This is a genomic window from Enterobacter sp. JS8-1 (genome assembly GCF_049187015.1).
In the GTDB taxonomy this organism is placed as follows: Bacteria; Pseudomonadota; Gammaproteobacteria; order Enterobacterales; family Enterobacteriaceae; genus Enterobacter; species Enterobacter mori.
Map to the genome: position 1 here is coordinate 712,127 of NZ_CP185805.1, position 20,759 is coordinate 732,885.

At 56.9% G+C, this 20,759-nt stretch carries 16 protein-coding genes; 4 read left to right on the forward strand and 12 right to left on the reverse strand.

Annotated elements, in window-relative coordinates:
- Positions 1-101: 101 nt before the first annotated feature.
- The 3 genes from kefF (at position 102) to folA (ending at position 3,084) form a co-directional block, all read left to right on the forward strand.
- On the forward strand, positions 102-632 hold the full coding sequence (gene kefF, locus ACOQH0_RS03455; protein ID WP_010427046.1) for a glutathione-regulated potassium-efflux system oxidoreductase KefF: 531 nt from the start codon (positions 102-104) through the stop codon (positions 630-632).
- Positions 625-2,490, forward strand: coding sequence for a glutathione-regulated potassium-efflux system protein KefC (gene kefC / locus ACOQH0_RS03460; RefSeq protein ID WP_421511545.1), 1,866 nt, complete (start codon positions 625-627; stop codon positions 2,488-2,490). The genes kefF and kefC overlap by 8 nt, the downstream gene beginning before the upstream one ends.
- Before the next feature lie 114 nt (positions 2,491-2,604).
- Positions 2,605-3,084 carry a type 3 dihydrofolate reductase gene (folA, locus tag ACOQH0_RS03465; RefSeq protein WP_421511546.1) on the forward strand — a complete coding sequence of 160 codons (480 nt, stop codon included), beginning with the start codon at positions 2,605-2,607 and terminating at the stop codon, positions 3,082-3,084.
- Positions 3,085-3,168: 84 nt separating this feature from the next.
- Here folA and ACOQH0_RS03470 read toward each other — a convergent pair whose 3' ends face one another.
- The 7 genes from ACOQH0_RS03470 to lptD all read right to left on the reverse strand — a co-directional run bounded on the left by ACOQH0_RS03470 (position 3,169) and on the right by lptD (position 11,200).
- A complete protein-coding gene (locus ACOQH0_RS03470; protein ID WP_421511161.1) occupies positions 3,169-4,311 on the reverse strand; it encodes an IS481 family transposase in 1,143 nt (380 codons plus the stop codon).
- Between the two features lie 159 nt (positions 4,312-4,470).
- Positions 4,471-5,319: a bis(5'-nucleosyl)-tetraphosphatase (symmetrical) ApaH gene (gene apaH, locus ACOQH0_RS03475; protein ID WP_421511547.1), complete on the reverse strand. Its 849-nt coding sequence runs from the start codon at positions 5,317-5,319 to the stop codon at positions 4,471-4,473.
- Positions 5,320-5,323: 4 nt separating this feature from the next.
- Positions 5,324-5,701: a Co2+/Mg2+ efflux protein ApaG gene (gene apaG, locus ACOQH0_RS03480; RefSeq protein WP_089599206.1), complete on the reverse strand. Its 378-nt coding sequence runs from the start codon at positions 5,699-5,701 to the stop codon at positions 5,324-5,326.
- Positions 5,702-5,704: 3 nt separating this feature from the next.
- Positions 5,705-6,526, reverse strand: coding sequence for a 16S rRNA (adenine(1518)-N(6)/adenine(1519)-N(6))-dimethyltransferase RsmA (rsmA, locus tag ACOQH0_RS03485; protein WP_010427042.1), 822 nt, complete (start codon positions 6,524-6,526; stop codon positions 5,705-5,707).
- The gene (gene pdxA, locus ACOQH0_RS03490; RefSeq protein ID WP_421511549.1) at positions 6,523-7,509 is read right to left on the reverse strand and encodes a 4-hydroxythreonine-4-phosphate dehydrogenase PdxA; all 987 of its coding nucleotides are present in this window, start codon (positions 7,507-7,509) and stop codon (positions 6,523-6,525) included. Before pdxA ends, rsmA begins: the two co-directional genes overlap by 4 nt.
- Positions 7,509-8,795 carry a peptidylprolyl isomerase SurA gene (gene surA / locus ACOQH0_RS03495; protein WP_218308537.1) on the reverse strand — a complete coding sequence of 429 codons (1,287 nt, stop codon included), beginning with the start codon at positions 8,793-8,795 and terminating at the stop codon, positions 7,509-7,511. Before surA ends, pdxA begins: the two co-directional genes overlap by 1 nt.
- 53 nt (positions 8,796-8,848) lie before the next feature.
- Positions 8,849-11,200, reverse strand: a complete 2,352-nt coding sequence (gene lptD, locus ACOQH0_RS03500) for an LPS assembly protein LptD (RefSeq protein ID WP_421511550.1) — start codon at positions 11,198-11,200, stop codon at positions 8,849-8,851.
- Positions 11,201-11,440: 240 nt separating this feature from the next.
- Here lptD and djlA point away from each other — a divergent pair, with 240 nt between their 5' ends.
- Positions 11,441-12,256: a co-chaperone DjlA gene (gene djlA / locus ACOQH0_RS03505; RefSeq protein ID WP_100165493.1), complete on the forward strand. Its 816-nt coding sequence runs from the start codon at positions 11,441-11,443 to the stop codon at positions 12,254-12,256.
- A 33-nt stretch (positions 12,257-12,289) separates the two neighbouring features.
- Here djlA and rluA read toward each other — a convergent pair whose 3' ends face one another.
- From rluA to araA, 5 genes are all read right to left on the reverse strand, one after another.
- A complete protein-coding gene (gene rluA / locus ACOQH0_RS03510) occupies positions 12,290-12,949 on the reverse strand; it encodes a bifunctional tRNA pseudouridine(32) synthase/23S rRNA pseudouridine(746) synthase RluA (protein ID WP_220120389.1) in 660 nt (219 codons plus the stop codon).
- A 12-nt stretch (positions 12,950-12,961) separates the two neighbouring features.
- Positions 12,962-15,868, reverse strand: a complete 2,907-nt coding sequence (gene rapA / locus ACOQH0_RS03515) for an RNA polymerase-associated protein RapA (RefSeq protein ID WP_421511551.1) — start codon at positions 15,866-15,868, stop codon at positions 12,962-12,964.
- A 127-nt stretch (positions 15,869-15,995) separates the two neighbouring features.
- A complete protein-coding gene (polB, locus tag ACOQH0_RS03520) occupies positions 15,996-18,353 on the reverse strand; it encodes a DNA polymerase II (protein ID WP_421511553.1) in 2,358 nt (785 codons plus the stop codon).
- A 116-nt stretch (positions 18,354-18,469) separates the two neighbouring features.
- A complete protein-coding gene (araD, locus tag ACOQH0_RS03525) occupies positions 18,470-19,165 on the reverse strand; it encodes an L-ribulose-5-phosphate 4-epimerase (protein ID WP_100165490.1) in 696 nt (231 codons plus the stop codon).
- A gap of 86 nt (positions 19,166-19,251) precedes the next feature.
- Complete coding sequence (gene araA, locus ACOQH0_RS03530; protein ID WP_421512322.1) at positions 19,252-20,754, reverse strand: L-arabinose isomerase; 1,503 nt, start codon at positions 20,752-20,754, stop codon at positions 19,252-19,254.
- Positions 20,755-20,759 lie beyond the last annotated feature (5 nt).

Genomic DNA, 20,759 nt, shown 5'->3' on the forward strand with positions numbered 1-20,759 from the left:
CAGAATTCTGACCTAAGCCCGTCAATAATATTCACTATTAGCCTGTTGAATTACTGACTACACTCTTTTGTTAAAAGAAAGCAGTAACAACAGGCTAATCAATGATACTCATAATTTACGCCCATCCGTATCCGCAGCACTCGCATGCGAATAAGCGGATGCTTGAGCAGGTAAGGACGCTTGATAACGTAGAGATACGTTCCCTCTATCAACTCTATCCCGATTTTAATATCGATATCGCCGCCGAACAGGAGGCGCTTTCTCGTGCCGATCTGATTATCTGGCAGCATCCAATGCAGTGGTACAGCACGCCTCCGCTGTTGAAGCTGTGGATCGATAAAGTCTTCTCTCACGGTTGGGCATATGGTCATAACGGTCATGCGCTGAAGGGGAAAAGCCTGATGTGGGCCGTGACGACCGGCGGCGGTGAAAGCCACTTTGATATCGGCTCCTTCCCCGGCTTTGAGGTGCTGGCGCAGCCGCTACAGGCGACCGCGCTCTATTGTGGCTTGAACTGGCTGCCTCCTTTTGCGATGCACTGTACCTTTATTTGCGACGATGAAACCTTGCAGGCACAGGCTCGCCACTACAAACAACGCTTACTTGAGTGGCAGGAGACGCACAATGGATAGCCATACGCTGATACAGGCACTGATTTATCTCGGCGCGGCGGCACTGATTGTCCCTGTGGCGGTTCGACTGGGGCTGGGGTCAGTGCTCGGCTATCTGATTGCCGGGTGCGTGATTGGACCGTGGGGCCTTCGTCTGGTCACCGATGCTGAAGCGATACTGCATTTCGCTGAAATTGGCGTGGTGCTGATGCTGTTTGTGATTGGTCTGGAACTGGATCCGCAGCGCTTGTGGAAGCTTCGCGCCTCGGTATTTGGCGGTGGTGCGTTGCAAATGGTGGCCTGCGGCCTGCTGCTGGGCGGGTTCTGCATCCTGCTGGGGATGGACTGGAAAGTGGCAGAGCTCATCGGCATGACGCTGGCGCTCTCCTCAACGGCCATTGCCATGCAGGCGATGAATGAGCGTAACCTTACGGTCTCCCGGATGGGCCGCAGCGCGTTCTCGGTGCTGCTGTTCCAGGACATTGCCGCCATTCCGCTGGTGGCGATGATCCCGCTGCTGGCCGCCAGCGGAGCATCAACGACGCTTGGCGCATTTGCACTTTCGGCGCTGAAAGTCGTCGGTGCTCTGATGCTGGTGGTCCTGCTTGGCCGATACGTCACCCGTCCACTGCTGCGCTTTGTTGCGCGCTCGGGCCTGCGCGAAGTGTTCAGTGCCGTTGCGTTATTCCTGGTGTTTGGCTTCGGTCTGCTGCTGGAAGAAGCCGGGCTGTCGATGGCAATGGGCGCCTTCCTGGCAGGCGTTCTGCTGGCAAGCTCCGAATACCGCCACGCGCTGGAAAGCGATATCGAGCCGTTTAAAGGCTTGCTGCTGGGGCTGTTTTTCATCGGCGTCGGGATGTCCGTCGACTTCGGCACGCTGGCCACCCATCCGCTGCGGATTGTTATCCTGCTGGTGGGTTTCCTGGCCATTAAAATGGCGGTACTGTGGCTGGTTGCCCGTCCGCTGAAGGTGCCAGGTAAACAACGTCGCTGGTTTGCCGCGCTGCTGGGACAGGGGAGTGAATTCGCATTTGTGGTGTTTGGTGCAGCGCAGATGGCGAAGGTGCTCGATCCCGAGTGGGCCAAAGCGTTAACGCTGGCCGTGGCATTATCGATGGCCGCCACGCCTATCCTGCTGGTGCTGCTGACGCGTCTGGAAAAATCGGACAGCGAACAGGGGCGTGAAGCCGATGAGATCGACGAAGAACAGCCGCGGGTGATCGTCGCCGGGTTCGGGCGCTTCGGGCAGATCACCGGCCGTTTGCTGCTCTCCAGCGGCGTTAAAATGGTCATTCTCGATCACGATCCTGACCACGTAGAAACCCTGCGTAAATTCGATATGAAAGTATTCTATGGTGATGCTACCCGCGTCGATTTGCTGGAGTCGGCCGGGGCTGCGAAAGCCGAGGTGCTGATCAACGCCATTGACGATCCGCAAACCAGTCTGCAGCTGGTTGAGTTGGTCAAAGAGCATTTCCCTGACCTGACGATTATCTCCCGCGCGCGCGATGTGGATCACTATATCCAGCTGCGACAGGCTGGCGTCGTAGCGCCGGAGCGTGAAACCTTCGAAGGTGCGCTTAAATCTGGTCGAATGGCGCTGGAAAGCCTGGGGCTGGGGGCGTATGAGGCGCGTGAGCGTGCCGATCTGTTCCGCCGCTTTAACACCGGAATGGTCGAGGAGATGGTGGAGATGGCGAGCAGCACGGCTTCAGACCGGGCAGCCGTGTTTAAACGTACCAGCGCGATGCTGACTGAAATTATTAACGAGGACCGCAATCACCTGTCGCTTACCCAGCGTCACGGCTGGCAGGGAACGGAAGAGGGCAAGCACACCGGGGATCCTCAGGATGAACCGGAAAGTAAACCGTCCGCGTGAAGTGGAGTTGCCAGCAATATTAAAAAATTTCTGTTTCTTTACCCTGCCGCCAGTCGACGAAAGATTAAGCTTTCCGTATAGTGGCGGCAATTTTTTGCATCCGGGAAATTTTCAATGATCAGTCTGATTGCAGCGCTGGCGGTAGACCGCGTTATCGGCATGGAAAATGCCATGCCGTGGAACCTGCCTGCCGATCTCGCATGGTTTAAACGTACGACGTTAAACAAGCCGGTAGTGATGGGCCGCCTGACCTGGGAGTCGATTGGTCGTCCATTACCGGGCCGTAAGAATATTGTGATCAGTAGCCGGCCAGGCACTGACGATCGCGTGCAATGGGTGAAATCCGTTGATGAAGCGATTGCCGCCTGTGGTGATGCTGAAGAGATCATGGTGATCGGCGGCGGACGCGTGTATGAGCAGTTCCTGCCTAAAGCGCAGAAATTGTATCTGACCCACATTGATGCGGAAGTGGAAGGGGATACCCATTTCCCGGATTACGATCCGGACGAGTGGGAATCGGTATTCAGCGAATTCCACGACGCGGATGCACAGAACTCACATAGCTACTGCTTCGAAATTCTGGAACGTCGTTAAGTGATGTCCCCCTCACCCTAACCCTCTCCCCTGTACGGTCCGGGGACATGGTAGACAGGTGTTCGGGGACATGGTGAACACTTTTTAACATCCTTTACCCATGGTGATCGACTTTTTCTTCAGGTCGAGCACCCCCACTTTCGTGCTGTACCACCACACCTCGTAGCTGCCGTCTTCCTGCGTCTCCTTCAGCCCGACCCGTTCTCCCCTGAACGCCTTGCCTGCGCTCAGACTTACCCCTTTCACGCTCAGCTTTCCGCTGATATCCACTTTCCTGACCATCACGCCCTCGTCGTATTCCGGGGGCGTGGTGTTGCCGCTGTATTGTCGTGCAGACGGCTTATACCGCGAGCCCGGTACCGCCATATCCAGCGCCTCATGCGGGCGTTCAAGGTTGTACACCGTCCGCCAGTGGTCGAAGGCGCGCTGCAGTTCACCCTCGCTCGCGAACCACTTGCCCTGCAGCACTTCCGCCTTCAGGCTGCGGTGAAAACGCTCCAGCTTGCCCTGCGTCTGCGGATGATAAGGCCGGGAATGCCCCACCCGGATACCGTGGCGCATCAGCCACAGCTCCAGCGCCGTCCAGGTGCCGGTGGTGTCTCCCCACGGTGAGCCGTTGTCCATCGTCATCCGGTCCGGCAGGCCGTAACGTTCAAACACGCTGACCAGTTGCTGCTGCACGGTCTCGCGCCGTTCATCGGTACAGTGCGCCAGGCACAGGGAAAAACGGGAATGGTCGTCCAGGAGGGTGAGCGGATGGCAGCGGCCACCGCCAAAGGGAAAGTGGCCCTTAAAGTCCATCTGCCAGAGGCGGTTCGGCGCGTCGTGTTCGAAGCGTCCCGTGGCGGGAATGCCCGGTGAAGTGCCCGGCAGCAGGCCGTGACGGGCCATCAGGTTATGGACGGTGCTGAAGGCGGGCATGGTGTGCCCCTGGTCTTCGAGCCAGCGCTTTATCTTGCGTGCGCCCCAGCGTTGATGGCGGTCATGGGCCATACGCAGCAGGGCAGTGATGTCGTCAGATGAGCGGTTAGGGGAATGGTGCGGTATGCGCGGGCGGTCCTGAAGGCCGGCAGCCCCTTCCTCCGCCCAGCGGCGAAGCCACTTGTAGCCGGTGGCCGGTGAAATGCCGAAGCGACGGCAGAGGGAACGGATGTTCGCCCCGTCCTGCGAGGCGAACAAAACAAACTCGGTACGTAATGACATGGTATCTCTCGCATCCCAGGGCATAAGCGACTCCATAAACGGGTTCTTATGCCTTAGTTGTAAGTGTCTACCATGTCCCCGAACAAGTGTTCACTATGTCCCCGGACCGTACACCCCAAAGGGGAGAGGGGACTGTTCGGTGCGGTCTTTTCCCCCTCGCCCCCTTGGGGTGAGGGGCAATTATCAGGAGGCGACAGCCTCACCTTCTCCTAAGTCCAGCTGTCGGTTGGACGGCTGTACGAAGTACGTTTTATCTTCCCACCGTAAGCAGGTTAACTCCCCACCCCAGCAGCATCCGGTATCAAGACCGTAGATCCCTTCCGGCGTCCCTTTACCTTCCAGCGCCGCCCAGTGACCAAACACGACGCTGTACTCGCTTGTCACCGGTCCCGGAATGGCAAACCACGGTTTCAGCGGTGCAGGCGCGCTTTCCGGCGTCTCTTTGGAATACATGTCCAGCTGTCCGTTCGGGAAGCAGAAACGCATGCGGGTGAAGGCGTTGGTGATAAAACGCAGACGGGCCAGACCGCTGAGATCCTCGCTCCAGTGGTTGGGCATATCGCCGTACATGGCATCGAGGAAGAAAGGATACGAGTCGCTTGCCAGTACCGCCTCAACATCGCGCGCGCAGGCTTTTGCCGTCTCGAGATCCCATTGTGGCGTGATCCCGGCATGGGCCATGACCAGCTTTTTCTCTTCATCGATCTGCAGCAGCGGCTGACGACGCAGCCAGTTGATCAGATCGTCCGCGTCCGGTGCTTCAAGCAGGGAGGTAATACGATCTTTCGGTTTATTGCGGCTGATCCCGGCGAATACCGCCAGCAGATGCAGATCGTGATTGCCCAGAACCATGCGCACGCTGTCGCCCAGTGATTTAACAAAACGTAAAACCTCAAGGGAGCCCGGGCCACGCGCCACTAAATCGCCCGTCAGCCACAGCATGTCCTGTCCTGGCGTAAAGTCGACCTGCTTTAATAATGCGATCAGTTCATCGTAGCAACCGTGAACGTCGCCAATCAGATATGTAGACATTGGATTAATGAATGAATGTTGTAACGGCGAGACGGAATACGGGAATGGCAACGCGGAAGCCATTGCCATCGACGTCGACCATTTCATAATGGCCTTGCATGGTACCCATTGGCGTTTCGATTACCGCGCCGCTGGTGTACTGATACTCTTCGCCAGGAGCGATATGCGGTTGTTCACCCACCACGCCTTCGCCCTGGACTTCAATTTCACGACCATTGCCGTTCGTGATAAGCCAATAGCGCCCGCGCAGCTGCACGGGCATCCGCCCCAGATTGCGGATGGTCACGGTGTAAGCAAAGACAAAACGTTCTTCATCCGGTGAGGACTGCGATTCAACATAGACGCTTTGTACATGGACACATACGCGGGGCGAATCAATCATGGCTTAACTCTCCTTCGGCGGCGCATTTTCGCTGATGTAATTAGCCAGCTTGCAGTACTGCTCTACGGAAATGTTCTCCGCTCGCATTGCCGGGTCGATCCCCAGCTCGGCTAACACCTCAACGGTAAATGAGTTGCTCAGGCTGTTACGGATCGTTTTACGACGCTGGTTAAAGGCCTCGGTGGTGACGCGGCTCAGTACACGCAGATCTTTTACCGGGTACGGCTTCGTTTTGTGCGGCACAAGGCGCACAACCGCAGAGTCTACTTTCGGTGGCGGTGTGAACGCTGACGGCGGTACTTCGAGTACCGGGATCACGTTGCAGTAATATTGTGCCATCACGCTTAAACGACCATACGCTTTACTGTTCGGGCCTGCAACCAGACGGTTAACAACCTCTTTTTGCAACATGAAGTGCATGTCGGCAATGGCATCAGTATAGCTAAACAGGTGGAACATCAGCGGGGTGGAAATGTTGTACGGCAGGTTACCGAACACGCGCAGCGGCTGGCCCATTTTCTCTGACAGTTCGCCAAAGTTCATGGTCATGGCATCCTGCTGATAAATGGTCAACTTCGGCCCGAGGAACGGATGTGTTTGCAGGCGTGCGGCCAGATCGCGGTCCAGCTCGATAACCGTGAGTTCGTCAAGGCGTTCGCCTACTGGCTCGGTCAGTGCGGCAAGGCCCGGGCCGATTTCGACCATCGCCTGACCTTTTTGCGGATTAATAGCCGAGACAATGCTTTCGATCACGAACTGATCGTTAAGGAAGTTTTGCCCGAAACGTTTACGGGCTAAGTGGCCCTGATGGACTCGATTAGTCATTGAGTATTAACAATCATTTTGATGGCGAGATTAAGCGCCGTAATAAAACTGCCGACATCCGCTTTCCCCTGGCCTGCCAGATCCAGCGCAGTACCGTGGTCAACGGACGTTCGAATAAAGGGTAAACCGAGGGTGATATTCACGCCGCGGCCAAAGCCCTGGTATTTTAGCACGGGGAGGCCCTGATCGTGGTACATCGCGAGCACGGCGTCGGCATTATCCAGGTATTTGGGCTGGAAAAGGGTGTCTGCAGGCAGTGGCCCGCTGAGGTTCATCCCTTTTTCCCGCATTTCGTTGAGCACCGGAATGATGGTGTCGATCTCTTCGGTGCCCATGTGTCCGCCTTCGCCAGCATGCGGATTCAGGCCACAAACCAGCACGTGCGGCTGCGGGATGCCAAATTTCGTCTGCAGATCGTGATGCAAAATCCCGATGATCTCGCGCAGGAGTTCAGGGGTGATGGCATCAGGAATGGCTTTGATGGGCAGATGGGTTGTCACCAGCGCGACACGCATCTCTTCCGTCGCCAGCATCATCACCACTTTCGGACTGTGCGAACGTTCTTCAAAGAACTCGGTGTGTCCGGTAAAGGGGATCCCCGCGTCGTTGATAACGCCTTTATGCACCGGACCGGTGATCAGCGCCGCGAACTCGCCGTTCAGGCAGCCGTCGCAGGCGCGCGCCAGCGTCTCGACAACGTAGCGCCCGTTTTCAGTGCTGAGTTGACCGGGGACGACAGGGGTGCGAAGAGGAACCGACAGAAGCGTGAGGGTGCCCGCTTGCTGCGGAACGGGTTGCTGGCCTTCAACATAAGGGAGGAGCGTTAAAGGCAGACCGAGCAATGTTGCCCGGTCTTGTAACAGTGTTGCATCTGCGCAGACAACCAGTTCCACCGGCCAATTGCGCTGGGCGAGCTGGACGACGAGGTCAGGCCCAATCCCGGCGGGCTCGCCGGGCGTGATCACAACACGATGCTGTTTCATCAGTTGCTCAGCACTTTCACGTAAGCGCTGGCGCGTTGTTCCTGCATCCAGGTTGCCGCTTCTTCAGAGAATTTGCGGTTGAACAGCATACGGTAGGCTCTGTCTTTCTGGGCTGCATCGGTTTTATCGACGTTGCGGGTATCCATCAGTTCAATCAGATGCCAGCCGAAGGAAGAGTGCACAGGTGCGCTCAGCTGACCTTTGCTCATTCTCGTCAACGCGTCGCGGAAAGCCGGATCGTAGATATCGGCCGCAGCCCAGCCCAGATCGCCACCCTGGTTAGCAGAGCCTGGATCCTGAGAGAACTCTTTTGCCGCATTCGCAAAGGAGGTTTTGCCGCTCTTGATGTCAGCTGCAATCTGTTCCAGCTTCGCACGCGCCTGATCGTCAGTCATGATCGGAGACGGTTTCAGCAGAATATGGCGAGCGTGAACTTCCGTGACGGAAATGCTCTGGCTCTGACCGCGCAGATCGTTCACTTTCAGAATGTGGAAGCCAACACCTGAACGGATTGGACCGACGATGTCCCCTTTCTTCGCCGTGCTCAGCGCCTGGGCAAAGAGGGATGGCAGTTCCTGAATACGGCCCCAGCCCATCTGGCCGCCTTTCAGCGCCTGCTGGTCAGCGGAATAGGTGATGGCCAGCTTGCCAAAGTCACCGCCGTTACGCGCCTGCTCAACAATAGAACGCGCCTGGCTTTCCGCTTCAGCCGCCTGATCGGAGGTTGGGTTTTCCGGAAGCGGGATCAAAATGTGGCTCAGGTTCAGTTCGGTGCTGGCATCGTTCTGGTTACCCACCTGCTTAGCCAGCGCGTCCACTTCCTGAGGCAGGATGGTGACGCGGCGACGCACTTCGTTGTTACGTACTTCTGAAATCAGCATCTCTTTACGGATCTGATTACGGTAAGTGGCGTAGCTGATGCCATCATAGGCCAGACGGCTGCGCATCTGGTCCAGGGACATGTTGTTCTGTTTCGCAATGTTCGTGATCGCCTGATCGAGCTGCTCGTCAGAAACCTTCACACCCATTTTTTGACCCATCTGCAGGACGATCTGATCCATGATCAGACGTTCCAGGATCTGGTGGCGCAGCGTTGCGTCATCCGGAAGCTGCTGACCTGCCTGGCCCGAATTGAGCTTTACAGACTGCATTAAACCGTCAATGTCACTTTCAAGCACGACGCCGTTGTTAACCACAGCGGCGACTTTATCAACAACCTGGGGTGCCGCGAAGCTAGTATTCGCAACCATGGCGACACCGAGCAGCAGCGTTTTCCAGTTCTTCATACTTTTTCCATTTCAATTAACCGCAAAGCGGATTATGTTGCAAATCAAGCACATTACAAGGAACTGCGGTAAGGCAGAATGTTCGAGCGCAGCATCTGCTGCGTGCCCAGACCGTAGTTGGAACTCAGGCCGCGCAGCTCGACATTAAAGCCAATCACGTTATCGTATTTGCCCTGACTGTTTTGAGTATCCCAGCCGTTAAGTTTGCGTTCGTAGCCGACACGCAGCGCGTAACAGCAGGAGTTATATTGCAGACCTAGCATCTGGTCAGCGGGTTTTTGGGCATTCGTGTCATAGTAGTAGGCTCCGACGATTGACCAACGATCGGCGATTGGCCAGCTCGCGGCGCCACCCACCTGCGAAATACCATCTTTGTACTGGTCAGCATTGGCGTAGTTCGGCAATGTCGCCTGAATATATTCCGGGCTGGCATAACGGTACGTCAACTGCACCATACGGTCTTCATCACGACGGTATTCAATGGCAGCACTGCCCGTCGCGATGTTATCCAGTCGAGTGTCGTACTGAACACCACCGCGCAGACCCCAACGATCGGTCATGCGCCAGTAGGTATCACCTGCCCACACCAGTGAACCCGTTTTGTTGTCTTTCTCCCAGTTAATGTCGTCATCACCGGTACGAGACTCGGTGAAATAGTAGATTTGACCAACAGAAACGTTAAAACGTTCAACGGCAGATTCATCATAAACGCGCGTTGTGACGCCGGTCGTCAACTGGTTAGCAGACGCAATACGGTCAAGCCCGCCGTAGGTACGGTCGCGGAACAGGCCGCTGTAGTCAGACTGGAGGAAGGACGAGTCGTAGTTTTGAATTTTGCTCTGATCGCGATAAGGCACGTACAGGTACTGCATACGCGGCTCAAGCGTCTGGGTATACCCATCAGACAGCAGGCCCATATCACGTTCGAAAATCAGCTTCCCGTCCATCTTGAACTGAGGAAGCGTACGGTTTACCGATTCGTCAAGATCGGTGCCATAGCGATTGTTGTACCAGTCGACATTTTTCTGCTGGTAATGCGTCGCCATCAGTTTGGCTTCGGTGTTCAGGCTTGCCCAGTCGTTCGACAAAGGTAAGTTAATGGTTGGTTCGAGGTGAAGACGCGTAGCCTCTGGCATATCCGAGTTGGTGTTGACGAAGTGCACGGCCTGGGCGTAGACGCGGGTGTCGAAAGGACCGACATCGTTCTGATACCAGTTGACGTCCAGCTGCGGTTCAGCACCATAGGTACTGGCCGTTTGGGTGTTAAAGACCTGGAACTGCTTGGTCGACACCGTGGCGTTAAAGTTCTCAATGGCGTAGCCCACGCTGAATTTCTGCGTGGCGTAGCCGTCCGTACTGGAACCGTATTTAGAGTCAAAGTCGTTGAAATAATACGGATCGCTAACTTTGGTATAGTCGACGTTGAAGCGCCAGACCTGATCCATCACCCCGGCATGCTGCCAGTAATACATCCAGCGGTGTTTATCACCTTCGCTTGGGTGCTCGTCCTGGAAGACTTTGTCCGATGGCAGATAATCAAAATCCATCAAACCGGCACCCGCTTTGGTCAGATAGCGGAACTCGTTTTCCCACATGATGTTACCGCGCTTATGGATATAGTGCGGCGTGATCGTCGCATCCATGTTTGGCGCGATGTTCCAGTAATACGGCAGGTAGAACTCAAAGTAGTTCGAGGTGCTGTATTTGGCATTCGGGATCAGGAAACCGGAACGTCGTTTGTCGCCCACGGGAAGCTGCAGGTAAGGGCTGTAGAAAACAGGGACCGGGCCGAGCTTAAAGCGGGCGTTCCAGATCTCCGCGACCTGTTCTTCACGATCGTGAATAACTTCACTGCCCACCACGCTCCAGGTATTCGAGCCCGGCAGACAGGAGGTGAAGGAACCGTTTTCCAGAATCGTATAGCGGTTTTCACCGCGCTGTTTCATCAGGTCAGCTTTACCGCGCCCCTGACGACCCACCATCTGGTAATCACCTTCCCAGACGTTGGTATCTTTTGTATTCAGATTTGACCAGGCTTTCGGACCTTTCAGGATGACCTGGTTGTCGTCATAGTGCACATTACCCAGCGCATCCACCGTACGTACTGGCGCAGCCGCACCTTCTGGTTGCTTCTGATGCAATTGCACTTCATCTGCCTGCAGACGGCTGTTGCCCTGGTTAATATCGACATTGCCCGTAAAGGTGGCATTGTCAGGATAATTACCTTTCGCACTGTCGGCATTGATGGTAACCGGCAAGTCATTCGTATCGCCCTCAACCAGTGGACGATCGTAACTTGGGACGCCAAGCATACATTGCGAGGCGAGATCGGCTGCCAGCCCCTGTTGGCTGTACAGAGCGGCGCCAATCATTGTGGCCAGGAGGGTGGGGATACGTTTTTTCATACGTTGTATTTTATTGTTCCGTCATCAGTGGCTACGGCTTACAAACGCTCAGAGACTATCTTACTCATCAGCGCAGTACCAGCGTTAATCCTGCCCGTTTGCGTGCCAGAGTGTTAGGCTCGCTATCGAATGACGAGTATGATAATGCAAATTATAGGCGATGTCCCTCAATTGACCGTGGCGCGACCACTGTAATGATGGCGTTGCGTCGAACCAGGAACATGACTATTCGGGGAGTATATGCAGTATTGGGGTAAAATCATCGGCGTTGCGTTCGCATTAATCATGGGCGCTGGCTTTTGGGGCGTGGTACTGGGCCTTATTATCGGCCATATGTTTGATAAGGCACGCAGCCGCAAAATGGCCTGGTTCGCCAACCAGCGCGAGCGTCAGTCGCTCTTTTTCTCCACCACCTTTGAGGTGATGGGGCATTTAACCAAATCAAAAGGGCGCGTCACCGAAGCCGATATTCAGATTGCCAGCGTATTCATGGATCGCATGAATCTGCACGGTGAATCTCGCGTGGCAGCGCAAAATGCGTTTCGTATCGGTAAAGCGGATAACTATCCGCTGCGTGAAAAAATGCGTCAGTTCCGCAGCATCTGCTTCGGACGTTTTGATTTAATTCGGATGTTTCTGGAGATTCAAATTCAGGCGGCCTTCGCCGATGGCTCCCTTCATCCCAATGAGCGGGACGTTTTATATGTCATTGCTGAAGAGCTGGGGATCTCCCGCATGCAGTTCGACCAGTTCCTGCGCATGATGCAGGGTGGCGCGCAGTTTGGCGGGGGTTACCAGCAGCAATCCTCCGGCGGCGGCTGGCAGCAGACGCAGCGTGGCCCGACGCTGGAAGATGCCTGCAACGTGCTTGGCGTAAAGCCTTCTGACGATCAGACCACGATCAAGCGTGCCTATCGTAAGCTTATGAGCGAGCATCATCCGGACAAGCTGGTCGCGAAAGGTTTACCGCCAGAGATGATGGAGATGGCGAAGCAGAAAGCGCAGGAAATTCAGAAAGCCTACGAGCTGATAAAAGAGCAAAAAGGTTTTAAATAAAAAAGTGGCCCGATGATATCGGGCCATTTTTTTTTAGAAGTCCACGGGTGCCTTAAAGGTCATCGCATTGCCAAAAACCGGATGGGTAATGGTGAGGGTCTGCGCATGCAGCTGCAGGCGCGGAGCCAGCGCAAGCGCTTCTGGCGGCGCGTAAAACCGGTCTCCCAGAATCGGGTGGCCCAGGGCGAGCATATGCACGCGCAGCTGGTGAGAGCGCCCGGTAATCGGCTTAAGCAGGACGCGCGCGGTGTTATCCGGCGCGTACTCCAGCACTTCATACTCGGTTTGCGCCGCCTTGCCGGTTTCATAGCACACCTTCTGCTTTGGCCGGTTCGGCCAGTCGCAGATCAGCGGTAAATCGACCAGACCCTCTTCGCTTGCCGGATGGCCCCAGACGCGCGCGACGTACTGCTTTTTCGGTTCGCGCTCGCGGAACTGGCGTTTCAGCTCGCGTTCCGCTTCTTTATGCAGAGCCACCACAATCACGCCGCTGGTGGCCATGTCGAGGCGATGGACGGACTCCGCCTGCGGATAATCGCGCTGAATACGCGTCATCACGCTGTCTTTGTGCTCGTCCAGACGCCCCGGCACGGACAACAGGCCGCTTGGCTTGTTGACCACCATAATGTGCTCATCCTGATAAAGGATGACCAGCCAGGGATCCTGAGGGGGATTGTAGGGCTCCATCACCATCTTGCGCTCCGTTTACTGATGCGTCACAACGATGAGACGCAGGGCGTCCAGACGCCAGCTTGCCTGATCCAGGCTCTCAAGCACCTGCTGACGATTGCTTTCAATCGCCGCCAGTTCATCGTCACGAATGTTCGGGTTAACCGCTTTTAACGCTTCCAGACGCGAAAGCTCTGCTGAGAGCTTCTCGTCGGCTTCGCTGCGTGCCGCATCAATCAATTCACGAGCTGCTTTTTCGACCTGGGTTTCACCCAGTTGCAGAATAGCATGCACGTCTTGCTGAACGGCGTTGACCAGCTTGCTGCCGGTGTGACGGTTAACCGCGCTCAACTGACGGTTGAAGCTCTCGAACTCGACCTGCGCGGCCAGGTTAGTACCGTTTTTATCCAGCAGCAGACGCACCGGCGTCGGCGGCAGGAATCGGGTGAGCTGCAGCTGTTTTGGCGCCTGCGCTTCCACAACGTAGATCAGTTCGACCAGCAGGGTGCCTACTGGCAGCGCCTTGTTTTTCAACAGGGAGATGGTGCTGCTGCCGGTATCGCCGGAGAGGATCAGATCCAGACCGTTGCGGATCAGCGGATGCTCCCAGGTAATGAACTGGGCGTCTTCGCGAGACAGTGCCACATCACGTTCGAAGGTGATCGTGCAGCCATCTTCCGGCAGGCCCGGGAAATCCGGAACCAGCATATGATCCGACGGCGTGAGGACGATCATGTTCTCGCCGCGATCGTCCTGGTTGATCCCGACGATGTCGAACAGGTTCATGGAGAAGCTGATTAAACTGGTATCGTCATCCTGCTCTTCGATGCTTTCCGCCAGCGCCTGCGCTTTTTCGCCGCCGTTGGAATGGATCTCCAGCAGGCGGTCGCGGCCCTGCTCCAGCTGTGCTTTCAGCGCATCGTGCTTCTCACGGCAGGCCTTGATCAGCTCATCAAACCCTTCCGCGTTTTCCGGCGCGGCCAGGTAGCCGATCAGATCGCCATGCACCTGATCGTAAATCGTGCGGCCCGTCGGGCAGGTATGTTCAAACGCATCCAGACCTTCGTGGAACCAGCGCACCAGCACGGACTGGGCGGTTTTTTCCAGGTAAGGAACGTGGATCTGAATATCATGTGCCTGACCGATTCGATCCAGACGACCGATACGCTGCTCCAGCAGATCCGGGTTAAACGGCAGATCGAACATCACCAGGTTGCTGGCGAACTGGAAGTTACGGCCTTCAGAGCCGATCTCCGAGCACAGCAGCACCTGCGCACCGCTGTCCTCTTCCCCGAACCACGCTGCCGCACGGTCGCGCTCGACGATGGACATGCCTTCGTGGAACACGGCAGCGCGAATACCTTCACGCTCGCGGAGGACCTGCTCCAGCTGCAGCGCGGTGGCCGCTTTGGCGCAGATCACCAGCACCTTCTGGGAGCGGTGGGCGGTCAGATAGCCCATCAGCCACTCCACGCGCGGGTCAAAGTTCCACCAGGTGCCGGTATCACCTTCAAATTCCTGGTAGATTTGTTCCGGATAAAGCATGTCGCGGGCGCGCTCTTCCTGGGTTTTGCGGGCGCCCATTATGCCGGAGACTTTAATTGCCGTCTGATACTGCGTCGGCAGCGGCAGTTTAATCGTATGCAGTTCGCGTTTCGGGAAACCTTTGACGCCGTTACGGGTGTTGCGGAACAGCACGCGGCTGGTGCCGTGGCGATCCATCAGCATGTCGATCAGCTCTTTGCGCGCGGATTCCGCGTTGTCGCTGTCGCTGTTGGCAGCCTGCAGAAGCGGCTCGATATCCTGCTCGCCAATCAGATCGCTCAGGGTGTTCAGCTCATCGTTAGAGAGGCGATTGCCCGCCAGCAGCAGGGCGACGGCATCGGCAACCGGGCGGTAGTTCTTCTGCTCTTCGACAAACTGCTCGAAATCGTGAAAACGGTTTGGATCGAGCAGGCGCAGACGGGCGAAGTGACTCTCAAGACCCAGCTGCTCCGGCGTTGCGGTCAGCAGCAGAACGCCAGGCACGCGCTCGGCAAGCTGCTCGATAGCCATATATTCGCGGCTTGGCGCATCTTCGCTCCAGACGAGGTGGTGCGCTTCGTCGACCACCATAATGTCCCACTCGGCATCGCACAGGTGCTCCAGGCGCTGCTTGCTGCGGCGCACGAAGTCCAGCGAACAGATGACCAGCTGTTCGGTTTCAAACGGGTTGTCGGCGTCGTGCTGCGCTTCGGCATAACGTTCGTCGTCGAACAGGGAGAAGCGCAGGTTGAAGCGGCGCAGCATCTCAACCAGCCACTGGTGCTGCAGGGTTTCCGGAACCACGATCAGCACGCGCTCGGCAGCGCCAGAAAGCAGCTGTTGGTGCAGGATCATGCCCGCTTCGATGGTTTTACCCAGGCCCACTTCGTCGGCCAGCAGCACGCGAGGCGCGTGGCGACGGCCCACGTCATGGGCGATGTTCAGCTGGTGAGGGATCAGGCTGGTGCGCTGGCCGCGCAGGCCGCTCCACGGCATGCGGTACTGTTCGCTCTGGAACTTACGCGCGCGATAGCGCAGAGAGAAGCGATCCATACGGTCAATTTGCCCGGCAAACAGGCGGTCCTGCGGCTTACTGAACACCAGTTTGCTGTCGAGCAGCACTTCACGCAGGATGACATTGGCCTCATCCGTATCAAGACGAGTACCAATGTAGGCGAGCAGTCCATTCTCTTCTTTTACGTCTTCAATCTTGAGCTGCCAGCCGTCATGGCTGGTCACGGTGTCGCCCGGATTGAACATCACGCGGGTAACAGGGGAGTCATTGCGAGCGTACAGACGGTTTTCACCGGTGGCAGGGAAGAGGAGGGTAACCATGCGCGCATCGACGGCAACGACGGTTCCCAATCCAAGTTCGCTTTCTGTATCGCTGATCCAGCGTTGACCAAGTGTAAAAGGCATAGTTGTTCGGCTCTAATCTTTAATTGCAGGCAATAGTTCAACCACCGTCAAAAAGACGGTCATCGAAAAATGGGTCCGGGAATGGAAAGGGCGCTATGGTACTGGATGGCAGCCATTTCGTCACGCGTCAAAATAGGCCAAGTTGCCCTGTCACTAGTGTAGCAAAATCGTCGTTGATGAAGGGCAAAATTCCCTCCGCGACCGGCTGAAGCTGGCGCGTCAGATAATGATCGTAATCGAGCGGCGATTGCTGGTAATCAACCGGTTCCGGGCCGCTGGTGGTCCAGACATATTTGATTGTGCCACGGTTTTGATACTGCGGCGCGCGGCCCCGCCGCACGTTCTCTTCATCCGCCAGTCGCGCGGCGCGCACATGGGGCGGCACATTACGCTGGTACTCCGCCAGCGGGCGGCGCAGGCGCTTGCGATACACCAGCTGTGCGTCAAGTTCGCCCGCCATCAGGCTGGCGATGGTTTCGCGGATGTAGTCCTGATACGGCTCATTGCGGAACACCCGCAGGTAGAGGGTTTGCTGGAACTGCTGCGCCAGCGGCGTCCAGTCGGTGCGCACCGTCTCCAGCCCTTTAAAGACCATCCGCTGCGCGTCGCCCTCCTGAATCAGCCCGGCGTAGCGCTTCTTGCTGCCCTGATCGGTGCCGCGAATGGTGGGCATTAAAAAGCGGGCAAAATGGGTTTCAAACTCCAGCTCCAGCGCGCTGGTTAACCGCTCTTTTTGCAAATGTTTGCCCCACCAGTCGTTCACAAAGGCCACAAGCTCTTTGCCGATGCGGGCGGCGTCGCCTTCTGAGTGCGCGCCTTTCAGCCATACAAAGATGGAGTCCGTGTCGCCGTAAATAACATCATAGCCCCGGGATTCAATCAGCGCTTTGGTCTGGCGCATAATCTCGTGTCCGCGCATTGTGATGGAGGAGGCCAGCCGCGGGTCGAAGAAGCGGCAGGCGCTGGTGCCCAGCACGCCGTAAAAGGCGTTCATGATGATTTTCAGCGCCTGAGAAAGAGGCTTATTGCCGTGGCGCTTGGCCTCATCGCGGCCGTGCCAGATGTTGCCCACGATTTCAGGCAGACAGTGTTTTTCCCGCGAGAAGCGTGCGCCGAGGAAGCCTTCGGTGCTGCGTTCATCGTCCGGCTGCGCCATGCCCTCAACCAGCCCGACGGGATCGATCAGGAAGGTGCGGATAATCGACGGGTAGAGGCTTTTGTAATCCAGCACCAGTACCGAGTCATACAATCCTGGCCGGGAGTCCATCACGTACCCGCCGGGACTGGCCTGCGGCGGCACGTCCCCGAGGTTGGGGGCAACGTACCCTGCCCGGTGCATTCGCGGAAAATAGAGGTGGCTAAAGGCCGCCACGGAGCCGCCGTGTCTGTCAGCCGCGAGTCCGTTCACCGTCGCGCGCTCCAGCAGGAACGGCATGATCTCGGTTTTGTGGAAAATCTGCGTCACCAGCTCGCAGTCTTTCAGGTTATAGGTGGCGAGCGCCGGTTTGTCTTCGTTAAAGCGCCGGTCGATCTCGTCCATTCGGTCCCAGGGGTTGTCGATGGATTTGCCTTCGCCAAGCAGCTCCTGCGCGACCGCTTCAAGGGAGAATGAAGAGAAGTTCCAGAAGGCGGACTTAAGCGCCTCGATGCCGTCAATAATCAGGCGACCGTTAGCCTGTGCAAAGAAAACACCGTTCTTAAAACCGTGCTCGCGCCATTCCAGCTCGCTGTTTCCGCGCCCCAGCATCAGCGGGATGCGGTAGCGCTCGGCGTGTTTTTGCAGCACGCGCAGGTCAAACTGCACCACGTTCCAGCCAATCAGCACATCGGGATCGTAGTCAGCAAACCACTGGTTAAGCTTCTCCAGCAGCTGCGGGCGGCTGTTGACGTACTCAAGCCGGAAATCCAGCGCGGAGGCATCACCATTCGGCGGCCCAAGCATATAGACAACCCGATCGCCGCACCCTTCCAGGCCAATACAGTACAGTTCACCGTGGCGGGTGGTTTCGATATCCAGCGACACCCATTTCAGCGGCGGACGATAGTGCGGATTCGGCTTCAGGCGCGCGTTGATAATTTTGCCGTTTTGCGGGGAGCCATCGATCCAGACGGGAGCGGTAATAAACCGCTCCATCAGAAAGCGTTCAGGTGGGCGGATATCCGCTTCGTAGAGCGTCACGCCTGCTTCTCGGAGCAATTTTTCATAGCGCATAAGCTGGCGATGGGCGCGGCAGTAAAGGCCGCAAACCGGCTGACGATGAAAATCTTTCAGTTCAAGCGGGGTGAGACGCCAGCCGTTTTCGCCGCGCAGCAGCTGCTTTACCTTCTCGACGTGGGCTTCAGGAATAAAAGCCACGGATTCCTGCGGCGGCAGCACAACCTGCAGCGGGCCGTTGTCCGTCGCCAGCCAGAACGCAACCTCGGTGCCCTGAGGGGTATCCCGCCAGTGTCGGGTCAGTAAAAAGCCTTCTTGCGCCTGCGCCACGCCGTTATCCCAGAAAACAAAACCAGGCCTGATTATAGCCTGGTTGAGGTGGGTTTGCTGGGGTTTTATACAGTGCCTGTTTTGCCGGATGACGCTGCGCTTATCTGGCCTACAAGCTACTGCCCGTAATACGCTTTCGCGCCGTGCTTGCGCAGATAATGCTTATCGAGCAGGGTCTGCTGCATGTCCGGCAACTGCGGTGCCAGCTGTCGACAGAAGATCCCCATATAGGCGACCTCTTCGAGCACGATGGCGTTATGCACCGCGTCTTCCGCGTTTTTACCCCAGGCAAACGGGCCGTGGGAGTGCACCAGCACGCCGGGCATTTGCGCCGCGTCGATACCCTGTTTTTCGAAGGTTTCAACAATCACGTTACCCGTTTCCCACTCGTACTCACCGTTAATCTCCGCATCGGTCATCAGGCGCGTGCAGGGAATGGTGCCGTAGAAGTAGTCCGCGTGGGTGGTGCCGGTCGCCGGGATGGACTGGCCCGCCTGCGCCCAGATGGTGGCATGGCGCGAATGGGTATGCACAATGCCGCCGATGGTCGGGAATGCCTGATACAGCAGGCGGTGGGTGGGCGTGTCGGAGGAGGGCTTTTTGCTGCCTTCCACCACTTCACCTGTTTCGATGCTGACCACCACCATGTCTTCTGCGGTCATTACCGCATAATCCACGCCGGAAGGCTTGATCACGAACACGCCTTTTTCCCGATCAACGGCGCTGACGTTGCCCCAGGTCAGGGTCACCAGGTTATGTTTCGGCAGCGCCAGGTTGGCTTCGAGCACCTGACGTTTGAGATCGTCTAACATTATTGTCTCCTGCCGGATGGCGCTTCGCTTATCCGGCCTACGGTTCCGTAGGCCCGGTAAACGCAGTGCCACCGGGCATTCAGGGCTTAGCGTTTTGAACCGTAATAGACTTCGTTCCAGCGCAGCGCGTCCTTGAAGGCGGGCAGGCGGGTATCGTTATCAATGACGGTCAGTTCGATATCGTGCAGTTCCGCAAACTGACGCATATCGTTCAGATCTAGCGCGTGGCTGAACACCGTATGGTGCGCGCCGCCGGCCAGGATCCAGGCCTCTGAGGCGGTTGGCAGGTCAGGCTGTGCTTTCCACAGGGCGTTGGCGACCGGCAGTTTCGGCAGAGAATGTGGGGTTTCAACCGCATCGACGCAGTTCACCAGCAGGCGGAAACGATCGCCGAGGTCGATCAGGCTGGCGTTGATGGCCGGGCCGGTGCGGGTGTTGAAGATCAGACGCGCTGGATCGGCTTTACCACCGATGCCGAGATACTGCACGTCGAGGATCGGTTTCTCTTCGACGGCGATTGTTGGACACACTTCCAGCATGTGGGAGCCGAGCACCAGGTCGTTGCCGTTTTCGAAGTGGTAGGTGTAGTCCTCCATAAAGGAGGTGCCGCCCTGCAGACCGGTCGACATCACCTTCATGATGCGAAGCAGAGCGGCAGTTTTCCAGTCGCCTTCGCCCGCAAAGCCGTAGCCCTGCTGCATCAGACGTTGTACCGCCAGACCCGGCAGCTGTTTCAGACCGTGGAGGTCTTCAAAGGTGGTGGTAAAAGCGTGGAAGCCGCCCTGTTCCAGGAAGCGCTTCATGCCCAACTCGATGCGCGCCGCGTCCAGCACGTTCTGGCGCTTGTCGCCGTTGATTTGTGCCGCAGGCGTCAGGCGGTAGCTGCTTTCGTACTCGTCCACCAGCGTGCTCACGTCGCCATCGCTGATTTCATTCACCACCTGCACCAGGTCGCCCACGGCCCAGGTATTCACGGAGAAGCCAAACTTGATCTGCGCGGCGACTTTATCGCCGTCGGTGACCGCAACTTCACGCATGTTGTCGCCGAAACGCACCACTTTCAGGTGGCGGGTGTCCTGCTTAGAGACCGCCTGACGCATCCAGGAGCCGATACGTTGTTGCGCCTTGCCATCCTGCCAGTGGCCGGTGACCACCGCGTGCTGCTGACGCATACGCGCGCCGATGAAGCCGAACTCGCGGCCGCCGTGCGCGGTCTGGTTCAGGTTCATAAAGTCCATGTCGATGCTGTCCCATGGCAGGGAGGCGTTGAACTGGGTATGGAACTGCAGCAGCGGTTTGTTGAGGATAGACAGACCGTTGATCCACATTTTTGCTGGCGAGAAGGTGTGCAGCCACACCACCAGACCGGCGCATTTGTCGTCATAGTTGGCGTCGCGGCAGATGTGGGTGATTTCGTCCGGCGTGGTGCCCAGCGGTTTCAGCACCAGTTTGCACGGCAGTTTAGCTTCCGCGTTCAGCGCGTTAACCACATGCTCCGCGTGTTTCGTCACCTGCTGCAGCGCTTCCGGTCCGTACAGATGCTGGCTGCCAATCACAAACCACACTTCATAGTTATTAAAAATGGTCATCATCG

What these genes read in the sequence shown, in the direction of transcription:
- kefF (WP_010427046.1), top strand. Translation starts at nt 102, where the DNA reads ATGATACTCATAATTTACGCCCATCCGTATCCGCAGCACTCGCATGCG.
- kefC (WP_421511545.1), top strand. Translation starts at nt 625, where the DNA reads ATGGATAGCCATACGCTGATACAGGCACTGATTTATCTCGGCGCGGCG.
- folA (WP_421511546.1), top strand. Translation starts at nt 2,605, where the DNA reads ATGATCAGTCTGATTGCAGCGCTGGCGGTAGACCGCGTTATCGGCATG.
- ACOQH0_RS03470 (WP_421511161.1), bottom strand. Translation starts at nt 4,311, where the DNA reads ATGCCCTGGGATGCGAGAGATACCATGTCATTACGTACCGAGTTTGTT.
- apaH (WP_421511547.1), bottom strand. Translation starts at nt 5,319, where the DNA reads ATGTCTACATATCTGATTGGCGACGTTCACGGTTGCTACGATGAACTG.
- apaG (WP_089599206.1), bottom strand. Translation starts at nt 5,701, where the DNA reads ATGATTGATTCGCCCCGCGTATGTGTCCATGTACAAAGCGTCTATGTT.
- rsmA (WP_010427042.1), bottom strand. Translation starts at nt 6,526, where the DNA reads ATGACTAATCGAGTCCATCAGGGCCACTTAGCCCGTAAACGTTTCGGG.
- pdxA (WP_421511549.1), bottom strand. Translation starts at nt 7,509, where the DNA reads ATGAAACAGCATCGTGTTGTGATCACGCCCGGCGAGCCCGCCGGGATT.
- surA (WP_218308537.1), bottom strand. Translation starts at nt 8,795, where the DNA reads ATGAAGAACTGGAAAACGCTGCTGCTCGGTGTCGCCATGGTTGCGAAT.
- lptD (WP_421511550.1), bottom strand. Translation starts at nt 11,200, where the DNA reads ATGAAAAAACGTATCCCCACCCTCCTGGCCACAATGATTGGCGCCGCT.
- djlA (WP_100165493.1), top strand. Translation starts at nt 11,441, where the DNA reads ATGCAGTATTGGGGTAAAATCATCGGCGTTGCGTTCGCATTAATCATG.
- rluA (WP_220120389.1), bottom strand. Translation starts at nt 12,949, where the DNA reads ATGGTGATGGAGCCCTACAATCCCCCTCAGGATCCCTGGCTGGTCATC.
- rapA (WP_421511551.1), bottom strand. Translation starts at nt 15,868, where the DNA reads ATGCCTTTTACACTTGGTCAACGCTGGATCAGCGATACAGAAAGCGAA.
- araD (WP_100165490.1), bottom strand. Translation starts at nt 19,165, where the DNA reads ATGTTAGACGATCTCAAACGTCAGGTGCTCGAAGCCAACCTGGCGCTG.
- araA (WP_421512322.1), bottom strand. Translation starts at nt 20,754, where the DNA reads ATGACCATTTTTAATAACTATGAAGTGTGGTTTGTGATTGGCAGCCAG.